The organism is Roseiterribacter gracilis, from assembly GCA_018332375.1.
Lineage (GTDB): Bacteria > Pseudomonadota > Alphaproteobacteria > BOG-932 > Roseiterribacteraceae > Roseiterribacter > Roseiterribacter gracilis.
The window spans coordinates 1203023-1222434 of sequence record BOPV01000001.1 but is presented as its reverse complement, the minus strand read 5'-3'; the positions used below and the strand labels follow the sequence as shown (position 1 = coordinate 1222434).

Annotated in this window: 22 protein-coding genes; 12 read left to right on the top strand and 10 right to left on the bottom strand. The window is 64.4% G+C overall.

All coding sequences use genetic code 11. The features are described from left to right. Positions 1–47 precede the first annotated feature (47 nt). A complete protein-coding gene (locus TMPK1_RS06105) occupies positions 48–266 on the bottom strand; it encodes an endonuclease domain-containing protein (RefSeq protein WP_420242065.1) in 219 nt (72 codons plus the stop codon). 77 nt (positions 267–343) lie between these two features. After that, entirely contained in the window at positions 344–1132 is a 789-nt protein-coding gene (locus tag TMPK1_RS06100) for a serine/threonine-protein kinase (RefSeq protein ID WP_420242064.1), read from the bottom strand. Between the two features lie 126 nt (positions 1133–1258). Between TMPK1_RS06100 and TMPK1_RS06095 the strand changes: the two genes are divergently transcribed. Genes TMPK1_RS06095 through TMPK1_RS06075 form a run of 5 tightly spaced genes read left to right on the top strand, consistent with a single transcriptional unit; the run spans position 1259 to position 5302 of the window. Continuing rightward, entirely contained in the window at positions 1259–2731 is a 1473-nt protein-coding gene (locus TMPK1_RS06095) for a glycine betaine ABC transporter substrate-binding protein (protein WP_420242063.1), read from the top strand. Then, positions 2728–3324 carry an ABC transporter permease gene (locus tag TMPK1_RS06090; RefSeq protein WP_420242062.1) on the top strand — a complete coding sequence of 199 codons (597 nt, stop codon included), beginning with the start codon at positions 2728–2730 and terminating at the stop codon, positions 3322–3324. Before TMPK1_RS06095 ends, TMPK1_RS06090 begins: the two co-directional genes overlap by 4 nt. Then, positions 3321–4241 (top strand): ABC transporter ATP-binding protein, encoded by a 921-nt coding sequence (locus tag TMPK1_RS06085; RefSeq protein WP_420242061.1) that lies wholly within the window; start codon positions 3321–3323, stop codon positions 4239–4241. Before TMPK1_RS06090 ends, TMPK1_RS06085 begins: the two co-directional genes overlap by 4 nt. Beyond that, entirely contained in the window at positions 4238–4753 is a 516-nt protein-coding gene (locus TMPK1_RS06080; protein WP_420242060.1) for a PAS domain-containing protein, read from the top strand. The genes TMPK1_RS06085 and TMPK1_RS06080 overlap by 4 nt, the downstream gene beginning before the upstream one ends. Positions 4754–4783: 30 nt before the next feature. Continuing rightward, entirely contained in the window at positions 4784–5302 is a 519-nt protein-coding gene (locus TMPK1_RS06075) for a PAS domain-containing protein (RefSeq protein WP_420242059.1), read from the top strand. Between the two features lie 4 nt (positions 5303–5306). On the opposite strand, the gene TMPK1_RS06070 is transcribed toward TMPK1_RS06075, so the two are convergent. The 4 genes from TMPK1_RS06070 to TMPK1_RS06055 form a co-directional block, all read right to left on the bottom strand. Beyond that, positions 5307–6008 (bottom strand): YoaK family protein, encoded by a 702-nt coding sequence (locus TMPK1_RS06070; RefSeq protein ID WP_420242058.1) that lies wholly within the window; start codon positions 6006–6008, stop codon positions 5307–5309. A 28-nt stretch (positions 6009–6036) separates the two neighbouring features. Then, positions 6037–8004 (bottom strand): amidohydrolase, encoded by a 1968-nt coding sequence (locus tag TMPK1_RS06065; RefSeq protein WP_420242057.1) that lies wholly within the window; start codon positions 8002–8004, stop codon positions 6037–6039. A 3-nt stretch (positions 8005–8007) separates the two neighbouring features. After that, positions 8008–8661, bottom strand: coding sequence for a hydrolase (locus tag TMPK1_RS06060; protein ID WP_420242056.1), 654 nt, complete (start codon positions 8659–8661; stop codon positions 8008–8010). Positions 8662–8770: 109 nt separating this feature from the next. Then, positions 8771–9199, bottom strand: a complete 429-nt coding sequence (locus TMPK1_RS06055; RefSeq protein ID WP_420242055.1) for a protein tyrosine phosphatase family protein — start codon at positions 9197–9199, stop codon at positions 8771–8773. 134 nt (positions 9200–9333) lie between these two features. Between TMPK1_RS06055 and TMPK1_RS06050 the strand changes: the two genes are divergently transcribed. From TMPK1_RS06050 to TMPK1_RS06040, 3 genes are read left to right on the top strand one after another with little or no spacing between them, the layout of a single operon-like run. Continuing rightward, entirely contained in the window at positions 9334–10335 is a 1002-nt protein-coding gene (locus TMPK1_RS06050) for a zinc-binding dehydrogenase (RefSeq protein ID WP_420242054.1), read from the top strand. After that, positions 10332–11333: an NADP-dependent oxidoreductase gene (locus TMPK1_RS06045; protein WP_420242053.1), complete on the top strand. Its 1002-nt coding sequence runs from the start codon at positions 10332–10334 to the stop codon at positions 11331–11333. Before TMPK1_RS06050 ends, TMPK1_RS06045 begins: the two co-directional genes overlap by 4 nt. A 42-nt stretch (positions 11334–11375) precedes the next feature. Then, positions 11376–11828 (top strand): hypothetical protein, encoded by a 453-nt coding sequence (locus tag TMPK1_RS06040; protein ID WP_420242052.1) that lies wholly within the window; start codon positions 11376–11378, stop codon positions 11826–11828. Here TMPK1_RS06040 and TMPK1_RS06035 read toward each other — a convergent pair whose 3' ends face one another. The 3 genes from TMPK1_RS06035 to TMPK1_RS06025 form a co-directional block, all read right to left on the bottom strand. After that, on the bottom strand, positions 11829–12671 hold the full coding sequence (locus tag TMPK1_RS06035) for an aldo/keto reductase (RefSeq protein ID WP_420242051.1): 843 nt from the start codon (positions 12669–12671) through the stop codon (positions 11829–11831). It abuts the gene before it with no gap. Further along, on the bottom strand, positions 12668–13351 hold the full coding sequence (locus TMPK1_RS06030; protein WP_420242050.1) for a YcbK family protein: 684 nt from the start codon (positions 13349–13351) through the stop codon (positions 12668–12670). The genes TMPK1_RS06035 and TMPK1_RS06030 overlap by 4 nt, the downstream gene beginning before the upstream one ends. A 157-nt stretch (positions 13352–13508) precedes the next feature. Continuing rightward, entirely contained in the window at positions 13509–14021 is a 513-nt protein-coding gene (locus TMPK1_RS06025) for a hypothetical protein (protein WP_420242049.1), read from the bottom strand. 136 nt (positions 14022–14157) lie between these two features. On the opposite strand from TMPK1_RS06025, the gene TMPK1_RS06020 reads away from it, so the two are divergent. The 4 genes from TMPK1_RS06020 to TMPK1_RS06005 all read left to right on the top strand — a co-directional run bounded on the left by TMPK1_RS06020 (position 14158) and on the right by TMPK1_RS06005 (position 18962). After that, a complete protein-coding gene (locus TMPK1_RS06020; RefSeq protein WP_420242048.1) occupies positions 14158–15855 on the top strand; it encodes an AMP-binding protein in 1698 nt (565 codons plus the stop codon). 4 nt (positions 15856–15859) lie between these two features. Further along, a complete protein-coding gene (gene tehA, locus TMPK1_RS06015) occupies positions 15860–16813 on the top strand; it encodes a dicarboxylate transporter/tellurite-resistance protein TehA (protein ID WP_420242047.1) in 954 nt (317 codons plus the stop codon). A 63-nt stretch (positions 16814–16876) separates the two neighbouring features. Continuing rightward, a complete protein-coding gene (locus tag TMPK1_RS06010) occupies positions 16877–17806 on the top strand; it encodes a DMT family transporter (protein ID WP_420242046.1) in 930 nt (309 codons plus the stop codon). Position 17807: 1 nt separating this feature from the next. Continuing rightward, positions 17808–18962 (top strand): MFS transporter, encoded by a 1155-nt coding sequence (locus tag TMPK1_RS06005; RefSeq protein ID WP_420242045.1) that lies wholly within the window; start codon positions 17808–17810, stop codon positions 18960–18962. Here TMPK1_RS06005 and TMPK1_RS06000 read toward each other — a convergent pair. After that, positions 18959–19411, bottom strand: a complete 453-nt coding sequence (locus TMPK1_RS06000; protein WP_420242044.1) for an Lrp/AsnC family transcriptional regulator — start codon at positions 19409–19411, stop codon at positions 18959–18961. The two genes, TMPK1_RS06005 and TMPK1_RS06000, sit on opposite strands and share 4 nt — an antisense overlap. Position 19412 lies beyond the last annotated feature (1 nt).

The window sequence follows — 19412 nt, the reverse complement described above, 5'->3', positions numbered from 1 at the left end:
GATAACGGGAAGAGGGCTTTCGAATCCCCTCTCCCTGAGGGAGAGGGTTAGGGTGAGGGTTCCCGGTTCAGCGCCAGCAGAATGGTCTTAAGCACGCCGTCGAGATTCTGCTGCACGTCGTTGTTCCAGAAGCGCAGCACGTACCAACCTGATTTGTTCAGAAACGCGGTGCGCTGCACGTCATAGTCGCGCGTGGCCGGATCGGCGTGCTGCGAGCCGTCAAGCTCGACGAGCGTCGGTGGAGCGGCTCCGGAGATCGCGGACACGCGAGGAAGGTCGAGACAAAACCCTCACCCTCCCATCGCTGCGCGATGGGGCCCTCCCTCTCCCTCGGGGAGAGGGGTTATTTCAGCGCAACTGCAAGCTCTTCTGCCGTGGGCCGGCCAGCGGGATCGAACGACAGCGCACGCGCGACGATCGCGTCGTATTTTGCTGCGGCCGGTGTCACCGACGACGGTGCGCGCGGTGCGAGACGGCGGCGCAGCGCGTCGGTGATCGTCTGCGGCTCGTCGCCAAACGGACGGCGCCCGGTCAGCAGCGCGTAGAAGATCAGCCCGGCCGCAAAAATATCGGCGCTGCCGTTTAGCAACGCGCCGTCCAAGGCTTCGGGCGCGATATAAGCCGGCGTGTTGAGCAATTGCGGCGGGGCCGGCAGGCCGGCGGCGGTGGCGAGGCCGAGATCCAGCAGCACCACGGTGCCGTCGATCTTCGCCAGCACATTGCCCGGTTTGACGTCGCGGTGAACGAGACCGGCCGCGTGCAGTGCACCCAGCGCGTCGCACAACGACGCCGTCAGCGCAGCAGCGCGCGGCGTTTCGATCGGGGCTTGGTCGACCAGCTTGTCGAGACGCACGCCATCGACGCAACGCATCGCCAGATAAGGAATGCCGCGCAACAAGCCCGCTTCGAGCGGGCGTGCGATGCAATGATCGGGCAGGGGGCGCGCCATTTCGACTTCGGCCAGAAACCGCGCCAAGGTCGCTTCGCGCCGCGTCGGGGCGGCGCGCTCGCCATGGGCCAGCTTCAACGCGATGCGCCAACCGCTATAGCGGTCGATCGCTTCGTAGACGACGCCGCGCGCGCCGCGTCCGAGAACGTTGCGCAATTCGTAGCGTGCTTCAGCGTCGCTCAAAGCTTCCCCCCAAATCAATTTTTGGCCGCGATTCGCGACAAAATTCCTGATGCCGGTGTGCCACGGTCCCGTCAACCTCCGTCATGCGATGGACGAAGCGCGGCAGGCCTGCGACGGTCGCAGCCTATGCGCTGGATTCTGCTCATCGCTCTTCTTCTGACCCATCTTCTCTGGGCTCCAGCCAGCAGGGCTGAGACGATCCGAGTCGGCGCTAAGAATTTCACCGAACAATGGATAGTTGGTGAACTCTACGCGCAGGCGTTGGAGCGTGCCGGCATCACGGTGGAACGGCGCTTCAATTTGGCAGGTTCCGCCATCGCGCACGCCGCCTTGGTCGCGAGCGAGATCGACCTCTATCCCGAATATACCGGCACCGCGCTCGCGGTCGTGTTGAAGGAACCGGCGCGCGGCGAAGCATCCGACACGGTGCTGGCACGCGTACGCGCCTTCTATCAGCGCGAGATCGGCGCGACCTGGTTGACGCCGTCGGGCATCGACAACGGCAATGTGCTGCTGATGCGTCCCGGCACGCAGGTTGCGGATTTGAGCGCGCTGGCGCGCATCGCGCCCAAGCTGACAATCGGTCTCGGTACCGAATTCGTCGATCGCGACGATGGCTTGCCGGGCCTCGAGCGCGTCTACGGCATGAAGTTTGGACGCGTCGCGACGTTCTCGGCCTTGGCGCTGCGCTACGACGCGCTGACCCGCGCCCAAGTCGACGTCATCAACGGCTTTGCCACCGATTGGCAGATTGCGGACGGCGCATTGGTCGCGCTGGCTGACGACCTGGCGCTATTCCCGCCCTATCAATTGGCGCCGGTCGTGCGCAACGCAGCGCTGACGCCGCGCATCGCATCGATCCTCGACGCCGTGTCGGCGCGGCTCGATACGGCAACGATGCAACGGCTGAACGGGTTGGTCGAACGCGACCGGTTCGAACCGGCCGAAGTCGCGCAAGCATTTCTCGACGGCGTCGAGCCGACGCGCGCGGGCCTGCCGTGGTCGCGTCTGGCGCGCGCGACGTTGGAACATGCGGGGCTGGCGCTTGCGTCCATCGTGGTCGGGCTTGCCGTTGCCCTGCCGTTGGCGCTGCTAGCGGCGCGGCGCGACCGGCTGCGCGCTACGATGCTGGGGTTCAGCGCTCTCTTTTATGCCGTGCCGAGCCTGGCGCTGTTCGCGCTGCTGCTGCCGCTCACCGGTCTGGGAACCGTGAGCGCGGTTATCGGTCTTTCGCTCTACGCTGCGATGGTGTTGCTGCGCGGCTTGTTGGGCGGGTTGGCCGCGCTGCCGCCGCAGCTCGACGAAGTCGCAACCGGTCTCGGCCTGACGCCGCGTCAGCGCCTGTTGCGCGTGACCGTGCCGTTGTTGCTGCCCGCCTTTGTCGCGTCGCTGCGCACTGCGTTGGTTGCAGCGATCGGACTTGCGACGATCGCAGCTGCAATCGACGCGGGTGGGTTGGGGCAGATGTTGTTGACCGGCCTGGCGCAACGTTGGCCGGCGAAGATCGCGCTCAGCGCGGGCGCCGCGGTGCTGTTGGCGCTGCTCGCCGATCGCGCCCTGCTGCTGCTCGAACGACAGGCGCGGAGCAGCGTCGCATGAATGCGCTGCTGCCGCCGTTGCTGGAACATCTGCGTCTGTCCGGCGCGGCCTTCGCGCTGTCGGTTGCGCTGGGCGTCGCATTGGGACTGACCGGTTCGCGCATCGTCACACAGCTCGCGAACTTGGCGCGCACCTTGCCCAGCCTTGCTGTGTTGGCGTTGGCCTTGCCGTTGCTCGGTACGGGATTCCTGCCGTCCTTGCTGGCGCTGACGCTCTACGCAACGGCGCCGGTATTGCTGGCGGTCGTTGCTGGATTGGGCTTGGTCGATCCGTCGCTGCGCGAAATTGCCAGCGGGCTTGGCATGACGCGGTGGCAGCGGCTGCGCCGGATCGAATTTCCGCTCGGCAGTCCGGTCATCGTCGCCGGCCTGCGCGTTGCCGCAATCGAGATCGTTGCAGGCGCGACCTTGGCGACGTTTATCGGCGGCGGTGGGCTTGGCGATCTGATCGCGCGCGGGCTCGCGGTGCGCGACACGCAACAAATTCTGTTAGGCGCAGTGCCAGTCGTCGTTCTGGCTTTGTTGCTCGAAGCAGGACTGGGACAGCTTGAGCGCAAGCTGGCGGGGAAATTGTCGGACGAGGTCGGGGCATGATCGAATTCCGCAACATCACTTTGCAGCGTGGCACGCATCGCGCGCTCGACTCGGTGTCGCTCACGGTTGCGGCTGGAACGATTTGCGCGCTGGTCGGGCCGTCCGGTGCCGGCAAGACGAGTCTGCTGCGGCTGGTGAACCGGTTGCTGATCCCCGATAGCGGTACGGTTTTCGTCGACGGCGTCGACATCGCAACCATCGACGAAGTGCAGTTGCGCCGGCGGCTTGGTTGGGTGGTGCAGGAAGTCGGCCTGTTTCCGCATCTCAGCGTCGCGCGCAATATCGCGATGGTGCCCGAGCTGTTGCATTGGCCGCAGGCGAAGATCGATGCGCGCGTCGACGAGCTGTTGCAGCTTGTCGGTCTTGACCCCGCCCAGATGCGCGACCGCGCACCGCGCAACCTGTCGGGCGGCGAACGGCAACGCGTCGGCGTTGCGCGCGCGCTGGCAGCGGACCCGCCGCACGTACTGATGGACGAACCGTTCGGCGCTGTCGATCCGCTGCGCCGCAGCGAGTTGCAGCGCGATTTGATCGGGCTTTTGCGACGCCTGCAGAAAACCGTTCTCCTCGTCACGCACGATATCGACGAGGCGCTGCAGGTTGCCGATCGGTTGGCGCTGCTGCGCGACGGAAGCTTGGTGCAAGCTGGGCCGCCAGCGTCCTTGTTGCTCGCGCCATCCGATTCGTTTGTCGCTGCATTTCTGGGAAGCGACCGAATCCTCAAACTTCTTGCGCTGCATCCCGCGCAGCATCTTGTCGAGCCGGGGCGGGCCGTGCATCCAATTGCAACCGATGCAACTGCACGCGACGCGCTTGAAACGATGCTCTCGCTCAATGTCGACGAAGTTGCGTTGGGCAGCGGACGCGTGACCTTGGCTGCGATCCGTGCCGTTGCGGCAGGACAGGCTGGCGGATGACCGGGAGCGCGCCGGGCTCCGTCGATCTGGCGCCGATTTCGCGTCTGCTCTTGGACTACTGGCGCAGCCGCAGTCACGACCGGTTACCAACGCGCGCCGAAATCGATCTCGTCTGCGATCTGCCACAGCTGGTCGCCAATGCAGCCTTGATCGAAGTAATTGATGAGACGCATTTCCGCTATCGCGTCGTCGGATCGACCTTGGTCGACCGGGCACGACGCAATGTGACCGGCTTGATGCTGGACGAGCAACTTTACGGCGACGATCTCGACGAGGTGGTGCGCCCGTTGCGCGAAGTTGTGCTGCATCGACGTCCGGTGCGGGTGCGCGGCTATGCGCGCGGCGTGCGCAAGACGACGACACCGATCGAAGCTTTGTGCGTGCCGGTCGCTGCGCGCGACGACGCATTTAAGGTCGGATTCATAATCGTGGTTATGAGTTACGAATCTTCGTCAGACGACTCTGCGAGCGAAAGCCAGCCGGTCGAACTCGTCACCTGCGAAGTGTGCTAGCGACGGAGCAATTGCGCGATCGGACTTGGTATGGGTTTCCCGAGCGAAGAAAAGCAACCGCCGCTGGAACCGATGTCATGCCGGCTGCTCGACTATTGGAGCGCGCGCAGAGGTGATGCGGCGCTGCCACGGCGCGCCGCGATCGATCTGGTTTGCGATCTGCCGGCATTGGTTGCCCATTGTCTGTTGATCGAAGTCGGGGAGGGGCCAAGCTTTCGCTACCGCGTCGTCGGTACCGCACTGGCCGATCGCGCCCGGCGCGATGCGACCGGAAAAATGGTCAGCAAAGAGATCTACGGCGATCATCTCGACGATGTGCTGCGGCCGTTATGCGCGGTGGTCGAAACCAGGCGGCCGGTGCGCGTACGCGGGGTCGAGCGCGGCATCAAAATGTCGTCGACGCCGATCGAATTCGTTTGCGTGCCGATCGCGGACGACGAGTCCGATCGGGTCGCGTTCGCACTTGGCGTGATCAGCTTTCTCGACGTTCACATCGAGCGCGACGACAACGATCTCTGGTTCGACGCGTTGACGACCGAGATTCTCTAGCGCGTTACTTGGTCGGCGCCGGGCGCAGGAATGCGACCAAGGCCAACAGCACGATTGGCAAAACAAGGCAGGCAAACCCTGCTGCCATGTAGAGCAGTCCACCCGATAGCGCGCCGGCGGTGAAAGCGAGCACCGGCGCAGCCATGCGCCGCAGCCGGTCGCGAGCCGCTTCCTCGGCCGTGCCGCACGCGAGATCGACCAGGTCGATGATCAGTTGCGTGACGTTGCCGGTCATCACCGTCGTCGGCGCCAGGCTAAGGAAGACCAAGCGTGACGCCGCATTCTGCACGCCCATCGCGGCGACGCCCAGCATGCCGGTCGCGATCGTGGCGGCCGCATCGGCCGTGTGAAACGGTGACAGGCGAATACCCGCAACGGCAAAGGCAAGCAACAGCGCAAGTTGCACCAACAGCAACGGCCGCATCGCGTCGCTGCCGCTGCGCGCGCAGGAACGCGCGAAGATTGTCGATCCGGCGACTGCGGTTACGAAGATCGGAAAGGCGGCGAGTTTCGCCCAGATGCCGCCGCCGCTGCCCACGACGGCAGCACCGATCAACACGAAATTGCCGGTGACGTGGGCGGTAAACAAGCCGAACAGCGCGACGAAGCCGCACGTATCGACGAAGCCCGCGACAAAACCAAGCGCGATCGCGGCCGCGATTGCAAAACTGCGCGCGGCAGCAAACCCGGAGCCGGGCACAGTCATGATCGCAATCCTTCCCGCGAGCGTTGGCTCATACTGCCCAGCAGGCGCAGCCGAGCGCGCCCCAGAAGCTTGGCGCGTCGCCGACGGGCAGTGATGTGGTCCAGGCCGATGCGTGCGCATGGCCGTGGATGTTGCAGGCGGCATCGCAGCCGCAGGATGCCGCCGCGCGTTTCGTGACTGCCGCGTTGTCGCCAGCAGCGTGTTTCCACGCGCCATAGCCGCCGTGGATATTGACCGGTGACCAGTCGGGCATGGCCAGCGGGGCCGGCGGGTCGAAGGTCGCAAACGCGCCTGCACCCCACACGATCTTGCCGCCGACAATGGTGAGTTCGGCGGCGATGTCGGCGATGTCGGATTCAGCGACCGCGAAATAGTCGCGATCGGGCACGATCAGGTCGGCGAACTGACCGACCTGGATGCGACCTTTCTTGCCGTCGTCGTTGGAGAACCAGGTGACGTTCTCGGTCCACATGCGCAGCGCGGTTTCGCGGTCGATCCGCGCATGCGTCGGATAGAGCGACAGACCGCCGATCGTTTTGCCAGTCACCAGCCACGACAGCGATACCCACGGATTGTACGACGCGACGCGGGTTGCGTCGGTGCCGGCTGATACTTTGGCACCGCTCGCCAACATGCGCGCGACCGGCGGCGTCGCTTCGGCTGCCTTGGCACCGTAACGCTCGACGAAATATTCGCCCTGATAGGCCATGCGATGTTGCACGGCGATGCCACCGCCCAGGGCTGCGACGCGATCGATGTTTTTCGGACTGATCGTTTCGGCGTGATCGAAGAACCAGCGCAGACCGTCGAACGGAATATCCTTGGCGACTTTCTCGAACACGTTCAGCGCGCGATCGATCGTCTGGTCGTAAGTCGCATGCAGGCGCCACGGCCAGCGATTTTCCGCCAGAATGCGCACCACATGTTCGAGGTCGTCCTCCATCGACGCCGGCATGTCGGGCCGTTCGACGCGGAAATCTTCAAAATCGGCGGCCGAGAAGACCAGCATTTCGCCGGCACCGTTATGGCGGAAATAGTCGTCGCCCTGACGGTACTTCACGCTTTGCGTCCAGCGCAGAAAGTCTTCTTTCTCCTGCGCCGGCTTTTGCGTGAAGAGATTGTAGGCGATGCGCACCGTCAACTGACCATCATCGGCCAGCTTCTGCACCACGGCATAATCTTCGGGGTAGTTCTGAAAGCCGCCGCCGGCATCGATCGCGCCGGTCACGCCAAGCCGGTTCAGTTCGCGCAGAAAATGCCGCGTCGAATTGAGCTGGTAGTCGAACGGAAGCTTCGGTCCCTTGGCCAAGGTCGCATAGAGGATCGCCGCGTTGGGTTTTGCGACCAGCATGCCGGTCGGCTCGCCCTGCGTGTTACGAACGATCGTTCCTCCCGGGGGCTCGGGCGTGTTGCGGTCGTATCCAACCGCGCGCAGCGCGGCGCGGTTGAGCAGCGCGCGATCGTAGAGGTGCAACAGAAAGACCGGCGTGTCGGGCGCGACCGCATTGATCTCGTCCAGAGTTGGCAGGCGCTTTTCCGCGAATTGGTGCTCGGTGAAGCCGCCGACCACGCGCACCCATTGCGGCGCCGGCGTACGCGCCACCTGCGCCTTCAACATCGTCATCGCATCTGCGAGCGAGCGCACCCCGTCCCAGCGCAGCTCCATGTTGAAGTTCAGCCCGCCGCGAATGACGTGCAGATGGTTGTCGATCAAGCCGGGCAGGACGCGCTTGCCCTGCAGGTCGATCTTGCGTGTTGCAGCACCGGCGGTCGGTAGCAAATCGCGCGCCGTACCGACGGCGACGAAGCGACCGTCCTTGATCGCAACCGCGTCCGCGACCGGATTGGCGGGATCGAGCGTCGTGATCTTGCCGTTGTGCAGGATCAGATCGGGTTCGGTCGTGATGCGTTGCCCTTGTGCGTAGGGGCCCGCCGCAAGCGCTGCGAGCCCACCCAGAATCGTGCGCCGCCCGATCTGGCTGCCGTCGAGCGTCACGCCTCAATGACTTTCGGACGCGCCGAACATCGTCTTGGCGTAGATGATGCCGAGTCCGTAAGCGCCGCCGTAAAGCTTCGCAACGCCGGTGGTCGCATCGTATGTCTCGGTGCGGGCCCAGTCGCGTTGCAGTTCGAGCAGATATTGCAGCGACGTCATCGGGCGCACGCCGGCCTGGATCATGCGCTCCATGGCGCGTTCGTGCGCTTCGGTCGAAACGTCGCCGCACGCGTCGGCGATGACATAAACCTCGAATCCCTGGTCGAGCGCCGACAAGGTCGGCCCGACGATGCAGACCGACGTCCACAAGCCGCAAAAGACCAGGCGTGCTTTGCCGATCCGGTTCACGTCGGCAATGACGTTCTTGTCTTCCCACGTATTCATCGAGGTGCGGTCGAGCATCGCCTGCCCGGGGAAGGCCTGGTGTATTTCGTCGAACATCGGACCCGAAAAGCTCTTCTCCGCGACCGTGGTCAGGATCGCAGGCACGTTGAATGCGCGCGCTGCGTTGGCGACGAGCGCGGCGTTCGAACGCAACAGAACCGCGTCGATCGATTTGGTCGCGAACGCCATCTGCGACTGGAAGTCGATCATGACCAGCGCGTGATCGGCGGGGGTGAGGAGCTTCTTTCCCGGTGTCGGGGTGGCGGTCGGCATCAATCCCTCCAATGCATATATACTGCGATGCGGGTAGGCCGCCGCCTTTGGCGGAACAATGACTGGACGTGCGCGCTTTGCCGAAACGTGCTCTTGGCAGGCGCGTGCCTTACTTCTTTGTACGCTCCAGCACGCCGCGCAGCGCCGTGATGTCGAAACCGCGTCCGGTCGCTTCGCTAATCAGCGTCTCGGGATCGGCGCCGTTGCGCAGAACTTTTCCCGCCGCCCATAGAAGGTAGCAACGCGTGCCCGAGCGACAATGCGCCACGACCGGGCCCGGCGACTGCGCGACGGAGTCTGCGAAGGCATCGATGGCAGCGCGGTCGATCGTCGGCGTCGTCACCGGTTGGTAGAGATAGGACAGGCCGACCGCTTCGGCTTCGGTGCGCGCGTCGTCGTGCGAAAACTGGTTCGGCTCTTCATTGTCGGGCCGGTTGTTGATCAGGGTGCGCGCGCCGCCTTGCGCAATTGCGCGTGCGTCGCCGGGCGCGATCTGCGCGGCCACCGAAAGCTTGTCGTCCAGTTTGTGCAGCTTCATCGCGCAACTCCAGCCATGCAGAGAGTGCTTCTATCCCAGAAAGCGCAGGCCAAATCCAGGCAGGCGCGCCCACGGCATGACCGTGGTCCGAGATAACGCTGCCAAGCGCCGCTTCGTCTCGCCAGTGTGGCGCGATGGAAACGGCCCGCAAATGGACATTGCCCGCGTTCGGCGAGGGATTTACCGACGCTGCGCGGTTGGTGTCGTTTGACGTCGTTGCACCCGGGCCGCAGCAGCTTCTCGTGCGCAACCGCTATCTCGGCGTCAACGGCCTGTTCGACCACGGGATCTGCCGCAACGAAGTGCCGTATCGAACCTTGGTGCCGCCGCTGGATCTCGGGCTGGAAGCGGTGGGCGAGGTGATCGCAATCGGGCGCGACGTGCACGCAGTTGCGGTCGGTGACGCGGTCGTAACGGCGCAGCTTGGCGGCGGCTATCGCGAGTGCCTGACCGTCGACGCGGCGGACGCGATCAAATTGCCGTCGCTCGATCCGACCTATGTCGCGCTGGTGCCGAGCGCCGTCTCGGCCTTGCTTGCGGTCGAACGCGTTGCCGAGCCCAAACCAGGCGAGGTCGCAGTGGTGGCCGCTGCGGCCGGTGGGCTTGGCCAATTCGTGGTGCAGTTTCTGCGCCGCGCCGGCTGTCGTGTCATCGGCCTCGTGTCGGGCGACGAGAAAGCGCGCTTCGTGCGCACGCTCGGTTGCGACGCGGTGATCGACCGCGCCAACGAGCAGCTGCCGGACGCGCTTGCGCGGCTGGCACCCGACGGGATCAATATTGGATTCGACACGGTCGGCGGCGCGGTGTTCGACGCCTTCGTCGATGCGTTGGCGCCGCACGGGCGCGTCGTCGTGTCGGGCTATGCCGCCGACATGCACAAGGCGCCCGAGCAAGTCACCCAGTCGCGCATCTATCATCGGCTCTACTGGAAGGCCGCGTCGGTGCGCGCGTTCCAGAATGCGCTGTTCCGCGAATTCGCGCCGGCGGCCCGGGGGCAGATCTTCGCGCTCTATCGCGACGGTGCGTTGCAGGTGAAATTGGACTCGACGTTATTCAAGGGCATCGAGTCCGTGCCCGCTGCCGTCGAACATTTGCGGTCGGGCAAATCGGTTGGGAAAGTCTGGGTGGAGCTATGAAACAGAACCAGGAAGTCGTGCTGCTGCGTCAGCCCGAAACGCGCCCCATCGCGGCGGACTTCGAGCTGCGCAACGCCGACATGCCGTCGCTTGGCGATGGCGAGATGCTGGTCGAAACGCTGTATCTATCGCTCGACCCGTATATGGGCACGGCGATCAAGGGCAAGCATCTGTCGGGCGGCGTCGGTGCCGGCGACGTGATGCCGGGCGAAACGATCGCGCGCGTCGTCGAGTCACTGCATCCTGACTTCACAACCGGCGATCTGGTTCTGACGCGCAGCGGCTGGCGTCGCTATGCGCGCGCTACGACGGCCGACAAATTGCCGTCGCTGCCGGACGGTGTACCGGCGTCGGCCTATCTCGGCGTGTTGGGCATGCCCGGACTGACCGCGTGGGCGGGCACGGTGCGTTTGGCACAACCGCTGCCGGGGCAGACTTTTGTCGTGTCGGCGGCGAGCGGCGCCGTCGGATCGGCGGCGGGACAGATCGCAAAGAATATGGGCGCGCGCGTCGTCGGCATCGCTGGCTCGGCGGAGAAATGCGCCTATGTGCGCGACAGGTTCGGGTTCGATGCATGCGTCGACTATAAACAAGCCAATTGGCGTGACGCGCTGGCCGCTGCCTGTCCCGATGGGATCGATGCCTATTTCGACAATGTCGGCGGCACGATTCTGGAAGGCGTGTTGCTGCGGCTGGCACTTGGTGCGCGCATCGTGCTGTGCGGGATGATGCAGCAATATGTGTCGGCGACGCCGTTGCCGGGTCCGGCGCTGGGCCCGATCATCGGCAAGCGTGCAACGATGAAAGGCCTGGTCGTCTACGATCATGCCGACCTGCTGCCGACTTGGCGCCGCGTCGGCGCCGAATGGATCCAGACGGGCCGGCTATATTTCAAAGAAGAACGCGTGACCGGCCTCGACGCCGCACCCGCCGCGCTGGAGCGGCTGATGGCAGGCGGGAATTTCGGCAAGCTGGTGGTCGAGGTCGCGCCCGGCTGAATCGCGTGCTAGGAGGGCTCCGGTGTTTTCGCGGAGTCTTTCATGCGTACGGTTCTGATCGCCGCTTCTGTCCTGATGCTTGCGGGTTGCAGCCTCCAACTCGGCAGCGCACCCAACCAGCCGACCGGCATTACGACGCGCACCTATGACGCGTTCTATCCGCAGCCGAACGTGCAGGTGGCGTTGCTCAACGCGCCGCCGGGCATGACCGAGGCGCAGGCCGGTCCGTTCGTCGCCGAACGGATGAAGGGTCCGACGACGTACGGCATCACGTTCACGCCGCCGGGAAAAGAAGCGTATGGCGACCAGGTCGCGACCTGGAACTTCACGCCGGCTGACAATGGCGTGCGCGTCGAAGTCGTGCTGACCGAACGCGGCCGTCGCATGGTGACGGCGGCTGGAACCGCGGTCAGTGCCGAGCCGGTTGCAATCACCGAAGCGATCCGCGTGCTGACGCAACAGCTCTACGCGCAGATCGTTCAGGTCCGTTTCTAGTCAGATCATCGCCAGCGGCGACTTGCGCTTCGGCGGCGGAAATTCGCCGTCGAGCGCAGCCAGCTCGTCGCTTGTCAGTTTGATCTCCAGCGCGCGACGGTTGTCGTCGATATGGGCGCGCTCGACTGCTTTCGGAATCGAGATGACGTGCGGCTGCGCTGCCAACCACGCCAATGCGATCTGCGACGGCGTCGCGCCGCGTTCTTTGGCGAGTGCTTGCAGCTTGCGGCTTTTCGCCAGCGCGCCTTGATCGATCGGCGAATAGGCCATGGTCGGGATGCGGCGTTGCGCGCACCAGGGCAGCAGATCGAATTCGATGCCGCGCCGGGATAGATTGTAGAGCACCTGGTTGGTCGCGCACGCATCGCCGCCCGGCAGCGCAGCCAGCTCTTCCATATCGTCGAGATCGAAATTCGAGACGCCCCAGCGCGCAATCTTGCCTTGGTCGCGCAGCGTTTCGAAGCCAGCCAGCGTGTCAGCAAGTTTGGGCGCGCCGCGCCAATGCAGCAGATAGAGATCGATCTGCTCGACGCCCAACCGCTGCAGGCTGCGTTCGCACGCGGCGACGACGCCGCTTTTGCTGGCGTTGTGCGGATAGACTTTGGAAACCAGAAAGATCTTGTCGCGTTGACCGCGGATCGCTTCGCCGACGATCTTTTCGGCACCGCCTTCGCCGTACATCTCGGCCGTGTCGATCAAGGTCAGGCCGAGATCGATACCGTGCTGCAAGGCGGCGACTTCGCGCGCACGGTCGGCGGCGCGTTCGCCCATCTTCCACGTCCCTTGGCCCAGCGCCGGAATGTGCGTTCCGTCGGGGAGCGAGATGGTGGGGACCGGTTTCACTTGGGGAAAAAGATACCGCGCATACGCTGCTGGTACTGTGCCTTGGCCAGCGCGTGGCCGAGGTCGATGCGCTGTTGTTTGCCGAACGGACCTTTGAACTGGGTGACGCCCGGTGCCAGCAGATTCTTGAAGCCGGCGCTGGCAGGCAGCACGCCGCCGGTGGTCCATTCGCGCACCGGTCCGCAATCGAGATGCACGAACTTGTTTTGCGGATACCAACCGACGCCGCCGCGCTTCATCGCGCGCGCTGCTTTCGCGACATTGGCGATCTTGCCGTCGACATAGATATCGATGGCGCGGCCATAGATGTGCTGGCTTCCTTCGGCGACGCCGATCTTGCTGGTGCGGCGTAGCTTCTCGTTGGTCTCGAAGGTGCGATAGCCCGACAACACTGTGGCACGGTCGCGATCGACCTTGCCGAGCGACTCCCACAAAATGTCGAGCACCGCCGGCTCGTAGCTTTTGATCTCTTCGACATGCCGGTCGCGCAGAAATTCCGACAAAGCAGCCAGTGCTTCGTCGTTGACCGCGCCGTCGCTATTGCGAAACACCGCGTCGATCGTCTCGTTGGTGTCGCCGTGGATGAGGCGCAGCCGTCGCTCAGGCAGCGGCGCAGCGTCAGCCCAGCGCGGCGCAACGATGGTTGCGCCCACGGCGATGAGGAAGGTCCGTCTCCGCATGAGGAGGGTTATCTGGCCCGTCTGCCGGCAAACGCAACCGCGACGTCTGCGCGCTATGTTTCTGTCCGCCCCGCGCGCGCAGCGCGGATCTGTACAAAGGGCCATGAAAAAAGGCGCTGCCCGGAGGCAGCGCCTTTGTCGTCGGTGTGTGCGTCGCTTACGAAGCGATGCGCCAGGCGCCGCCCGGATCGCGGCAGGCAGTGCCGACCATCACCTGCTGACGGCCTTCGATGCGCGCGTTGGTCGTGTATTCGCGGCACCAGGTCTGGCCGTTCTGCCAAGTGCGAGTCGGCGTCGTGACCTGGCCGGCGATATTTGCGGCGGTGCCGGTCGGCACCGTTTCCAGCACCTGCGCAACCGGCTGCGGCGCGTAAGGACCAGCGGGGCCGTAGGCGGGCGGCGCGTAATACGCCGGCGGGGGCGCATAATATGCGGGCGGCGGGCCGTAATAGACCGGCGGCGCATAATAGAGCGGCAGCCCGATCGCGACACTCGGACCGCCCCAATAATGGCGATACGGACGCCAACCGCCGTACCAGCCTGGACCACCAAAGCCGATACCGACGGAGACGTGGGTACGCGCAGACGCCGGTGTGGGCGCTGCGGTGACGCCGATCGCGGCGCCAATTGCGGCGGTCACGGCGACGGCGAAAAGAATGCGGCGGATCATACTTCCTCCACGAACGAGTACCGAACAACCTGCGCTCGGGCCTAAGGATTCTCAAGATCCTGACGCGTAACAACGTCCTTCATACCGATGGCTTTTCTGCGGCAGGATCGGCCAGCAATCACACAAGGATTCGGGAATGGCTTCCCAAGACGCGGCCTCCTTCCGCGCGGCGCGCGATTTCCTGCTCGCGCACAGTCATGACTACGCGACCGCGTACGAGAAGTTCCGCTGGCCGGAGCTGAACCGCTTCAATTGGGCGCTCGACTGGTTCGACCCATTTGCCGCCGGCAACAACGCACCTGCGCTGCACATCGTCGATGAAGGAGCCGGCGAGACTCGGCGCAGCTTCGCCGAGCTGAAAACCCGGTCCGATCAAGTCGCGAACTTCCTGCGCGGCCTGGGCGTCCAGCGCGGCGACCGCGTCCTGCTGATGCTCGGCAACGTCGCGCCTTTGTGGGAAACGATGCTGGCGGCGATGAAGTTGGGCGCGGTGGTGATTCCCGCGACCACCTTGCTGGTGCACGAAGATCTGCTCGACCGGTTCGAACGCGGCCGCGTCAAACATGTGATCGCGGCTTCGGATTGCTGCGCCAAGTTTGACGGGATCGGCGGCAGCTGGACGCGCGTTGCAGTTGGGCCGGAGGTCGCGGGTTGGCGCAACTTCGCCGAGTCCAACAACGCGTCGCCGGACTTCCAACCGGACGGTGCGACCAACGCCGACGATCCGCTGCTGCTGTATTTCACGTCGGGCACGACCGCGAAGCCCAAGCTGGTGCTGCATTCGCATCGCTCGTACCCGGTCGGCAGCCTGTCGACGATGTATTGGATCGGCGTGCGCGAAGGCGACGTGCACATGAACATCTCGTCGCCGGGTTGGGCCAAACATGCGTGGAGCTGCGTGTTTGCGCCGTGGAATGCCGGCGCGTGTATTTTCGTGCTCAACCAGCCGCGCTTTGGCGCGCGCGGTCTGCTCGACATTCTGGTCAAGGAAAAGGTCACGACCTTCTGCGCGCCGCCGACCGTGTGGCGCATGTTGATTCAAGAAGACCTGACCCAGTGGACACCTGCGATCCGCGAAATCGTCGGTGCCGGCGAACCGCTGAATCCTGAAGTGATCGAACGCGTGCGCAGCGCCTGGGGCGTCACCATCCGCGATGGCTACGGCCAGACCGAAACGACCTGCCAGATTGCCAACCCGCCCGGTGAAGAGATCGTGCTGGGTTCGATGGGGCGGCCGATGCCTGGCTATCGCGTGCGGCTGCTCGATCTCGACGGCAACGATGCAGAGGAGGGCGAGATCAGTCTTGCACTCGACGGCGAACAACGTCCGTGCGGTCTGATGCGCGGCTATCAGATCGGCGAGACGATCGAACCGATCCAAGGCGACGTCTATCGCACCGGCGACGTCGCGCAGCGCGACGAGACTGGACGGCTGGCCTATGTCGGTCGCGCTGACGACGTGTTCAAAGCCAGCGACTATCGGATCAGCCCGTTCGAACTCGAAAGCGCGCTGATCGAACATCCGGCGGTCGCCGAAGCCGCAGTGGTGCCGTCACCCGATCCGGTGCGCCACGCTGTGCCGAAAGCATTTCTGTCGCTGGTGCCTGGTTACACCGCCGACGCCGCGACAGCGCGATCGATCCTGGCGCATGCGCGCGCCGCGCTGGCGCCGTACAAGCGCGTGCGGCGAATTGAATTCGCCGATCTGCCGAAAACCATTTCGGGCAAAATCCGCCGCGTCGAGTTACGCCGCGCCGAAGCCAAATTGCGTGAAGGCGACGAGCGTGCACCCGCAGAATTCTGGGAAGAAGACTTTCCCGATTTGAAGAGCTGACGCGATGTTCATTCCTGCGTCGTTCTTCGGTGCCGTCATCGGTCTCGCCGCACTGGGGCTCGGCTGGCGCGTTGCTGCGCGCGTCTGGCATCTGCCACCGCTCATCGCCGAAGCGATTTGCGGCGTCGCGTTTGTCGTCTGGTTGCTGTTGCTGGTTCTGTACGCGCGCAAATGGATCGTCGCGCGCGAAGAGGCCTGGGCCGAGATCGAACATCCGGTGCAATGTTGTTTCGTTGCGCTGATTTTCACCGCCTCGCTGCTCATCGCAGCGGTGCTCGTGCCCTATCAGATGATGGCGGCAAAAGTCGTGTATTGGGCCTTCACGCCGACGTCGTTGCTGTTTGCGGCCTGGCGGTTCGGCGGTCTGTGGCGCGGCGGGCGCGACAACGTCACGACGACGTCGGCGCTGTATCTGCCGTTGGTTGGCTCGCCGCTGGTCGCGTGCGGCGTCGGTGCCGGCGCATTCGGCTGGCACGATCTTGGTTGCGTCCTGTTCGGGATGGGCGTGCTGCCCTGGTTGGCGCTGGAGTCGGTGATCCTCAACCGTCTGCTGAACGCGGCACCGATGATTCCGCCGTTGCGTCCGACCTTGGGGATCCAGCTCGCACCACCCGCCGTGTCGTGCGGTGCCTATCTTTCGCTCACCTCGGGCGTTCCCGACACGGTCGCGCTGTTGCTGTTCGGTTACGCGCTGCTGCAGGCGTTGTTCCTGTTGCGGCTGTCGAGCTGGATTGCCGAGGGTGGCGTGTCGATGGCGTTCTGGGGCTTTTCGTTCGGTATTTCCGCGCTTGGCGCCGATGCGGCGCGCTTTGCCGATCGTGGTGCCACCGGCGGTTGGGACTGGATCGCGCCGCTCGTCTTCGGCCTCGCCAATGTGAGCATTCTTCTTCTGGTGTTGAATTCGGTGCGACTGCTGTTGGCAGGTCGCGCCTTGCCGCCGCCCTTGCTGCCACGCTGACGCATGGGCGCTATCCGGTGACGCAGGGTCGACAGCGCGCCGCGGCGCCGTAGGTTCGACGCCATGCAGCTCCGCGCCGACACGACGAACAAACGCGACGCCGCGATCGGCATCGCGCTGGCGATCGTCGGCGTGCTCGCCTTTTCGATGAAGACGATCCTGGTCAAGCTCGCCTATGTCGAAGTGCAGGATGCGGTGACGTTGCTCGCATTGCGTATGGCTGTCTCGGGACCGGTGTTTCTGCTGGTCGCGTTGCGTGCGCCGGGCGAGAAGATGGATGCGCGCGGCTTTGGCAGCGCCGTGCTGCTCGGCATCATCGGTTACTATGGCGCCAGCTTCTTCGATTTCGCAGGACTGGAATATGTGTCGGCCGGCATCGGGCGGCTGATTCTCTTCACCTATCCGACGATCGTCGTGTTGCTGTCGCTTGCGATCTTTGGAACGCGGCCGAGCAAGCGCGAAGTCGCAGCGCTGATCGTCACCTATATCGGTGTGGGCTGCGTCGTGTCTTCGGGCTTTACCGCCGGCAACAAGGATCTTCTCACCGGTGCCGGTCTGATCTTTGGCAGTGCGCTTCTGTTCAGCGTCTACCTGATTTTCAGCACCAACTTCACGCGCCGCTACGGTTCGCTGCGCTTCACCGCGATTGCGATGTGTTCGGCGACCGTGTTGTGCGTCGGCCAGTTTCCGGTGCTGCGCGATTGGTCGGCGCTGGATCTGTCGTGGCATACATACGGCATCGTAATCGCCCTTGGGATCGGCAGTACTGTGTTGCCGACCTTCGCGATGGGCGAGGCGTTGCGACGGCTAGGTGCTACCAAAGTCGCGCTGCTGGGGGGACTCGGTCCGGTCTCGACCTTGCTGATCAGCGTCACCGGCCTCGAAGAAAAGATGAGTCTGCTACAGATTTTCGGCGCGGTGCTGGTGCTCGGTGGCGTGTTGTTGACCACCACAAAAAGCAAAACACCGGTCCCAGTACAGGATCCCGACTGACATGCCTGTTGCATTGCTTGCCTTGGCTGCCGCGGCTTTCGCCATCGGCACGACCGAATTCGTCATCATGGGATTGCTACCCGAAGTCGCCGCCGATCTTGGCGTTTCGATTCCGGTGGCTGGCACCTTGGTCAGCGCCTATGCGCTGGGCGTCGCGATCGGCGCGCCGTTGCTGACGGCAACGACGGGGCGGGTGCCGCGCAAGACGCTGCTCGCGTCATTGATGGTCGTGTTCATTCTCGGCAATTTTCTGTGTGCGATTGCGTCAAACTATACGGCGCTGTTGATCGCACGCATCGTCACGTCCTTCTGCCACGGCAGTTTCTTCGGCGTCGGCGCCGTGGTCGCGGCGCGACTGGTGCCGCCGAACAAGCAAGCCAGCGCAATTGCGCTGATGTTTACCGGTCTGGCACTTGCCAACATTCTCGGCGTGCCAGCCGGTACGGCGCTGGGGCAGATGTTCGACTGGCGCGCGACGTTCTGGGCGGTGACTGGACTTGGCGTGATCGCCTTGGTCGCGATCCTGGTGCTGGTGCCCAATGTCGCGACGGAACGCGGTGTCGGACTGGCAGCAGAAGCACGCGTGCTGACGCGCCCCGCGGTGCTGCTGGCGTTGCTGACGACCGTGCTCGGCTTCGGCGGCGTCTTCACCGTCTTTACCTACATCGCACCGATCCTGCGCGAGCAAGCGGGCTGGTCGCCGTCAGACGTGACGTGGCTGTTGTTGCTGTTCGGCGTCGGCCTGACCTTCGGTAATTGGCTGGGCGGAAAGCTTGCCGACCGCGCGCTGATGAAATCGTTGTTGATGGGGCTGGTTGCGCTTGCGGTGGTGTTGGTCGTGTTCGCCTTTGCCAGCCACGCGAAAATTCCGTCAGCGATCGTGATCTTCTTGTGGGGCGTCGCCTCGTTCATCACGGTGCCGGCGCTGCAAGCGCGCGTGGTCGACAAAGCGCGCGAGGCACCCAACCTGGCCTCGTCGTTGAACATCGCCGCCTTCAATCTCGGCAACGCGGCGGGCGCGTGGCTGGGCGGCTTTGTGATCGAAAAAGGACTCGGCCTGGACGCCGTGTCGTTTGCTGGCGCCGGCGTTGCCGTTGCCGGGTTTGCCGCGGCCGGGTGTGGCCTACTGCTCGACCGAACGAACGTGGTTCGTTAGTTGGCGCGTTTCAATGTGCGCACGATCAGCGAGGTGCGTAGCTGCGTGTTGGGACAGAGCCGGGCCAGGCGCTCGGTGATCAGATGCGTCAGCGTATCGACCTTGTCGGCACGAACCCGCGCCAGATAGTCGGTCTCGCCAGTCACCAGATGCGCTTCCAGCACTTCGGGCAGGTCCAGCAACACCGACTCCAGCGCATCGCGCGCGCCGTGCTCGTTCAGCGGCAGGCCGATGCGCACGAAGGCGTCGACATGCGGTCCCAGCGCTTTTTCTTCGAGCTGCAGGTGGTAGCCGCGAATGATGCCGCGCGATTCAAGGGCGCGCAGACGGACGCGACAATGCCGGCGCGAAACACCGACGCGGTTGGCAAGTTCGCCCATCGGCAAGCGCGCGTCATGCGCCAAGGTTTCGACGATGCGGCGGTCGGTACGGTCGAGTCCGATCATCATC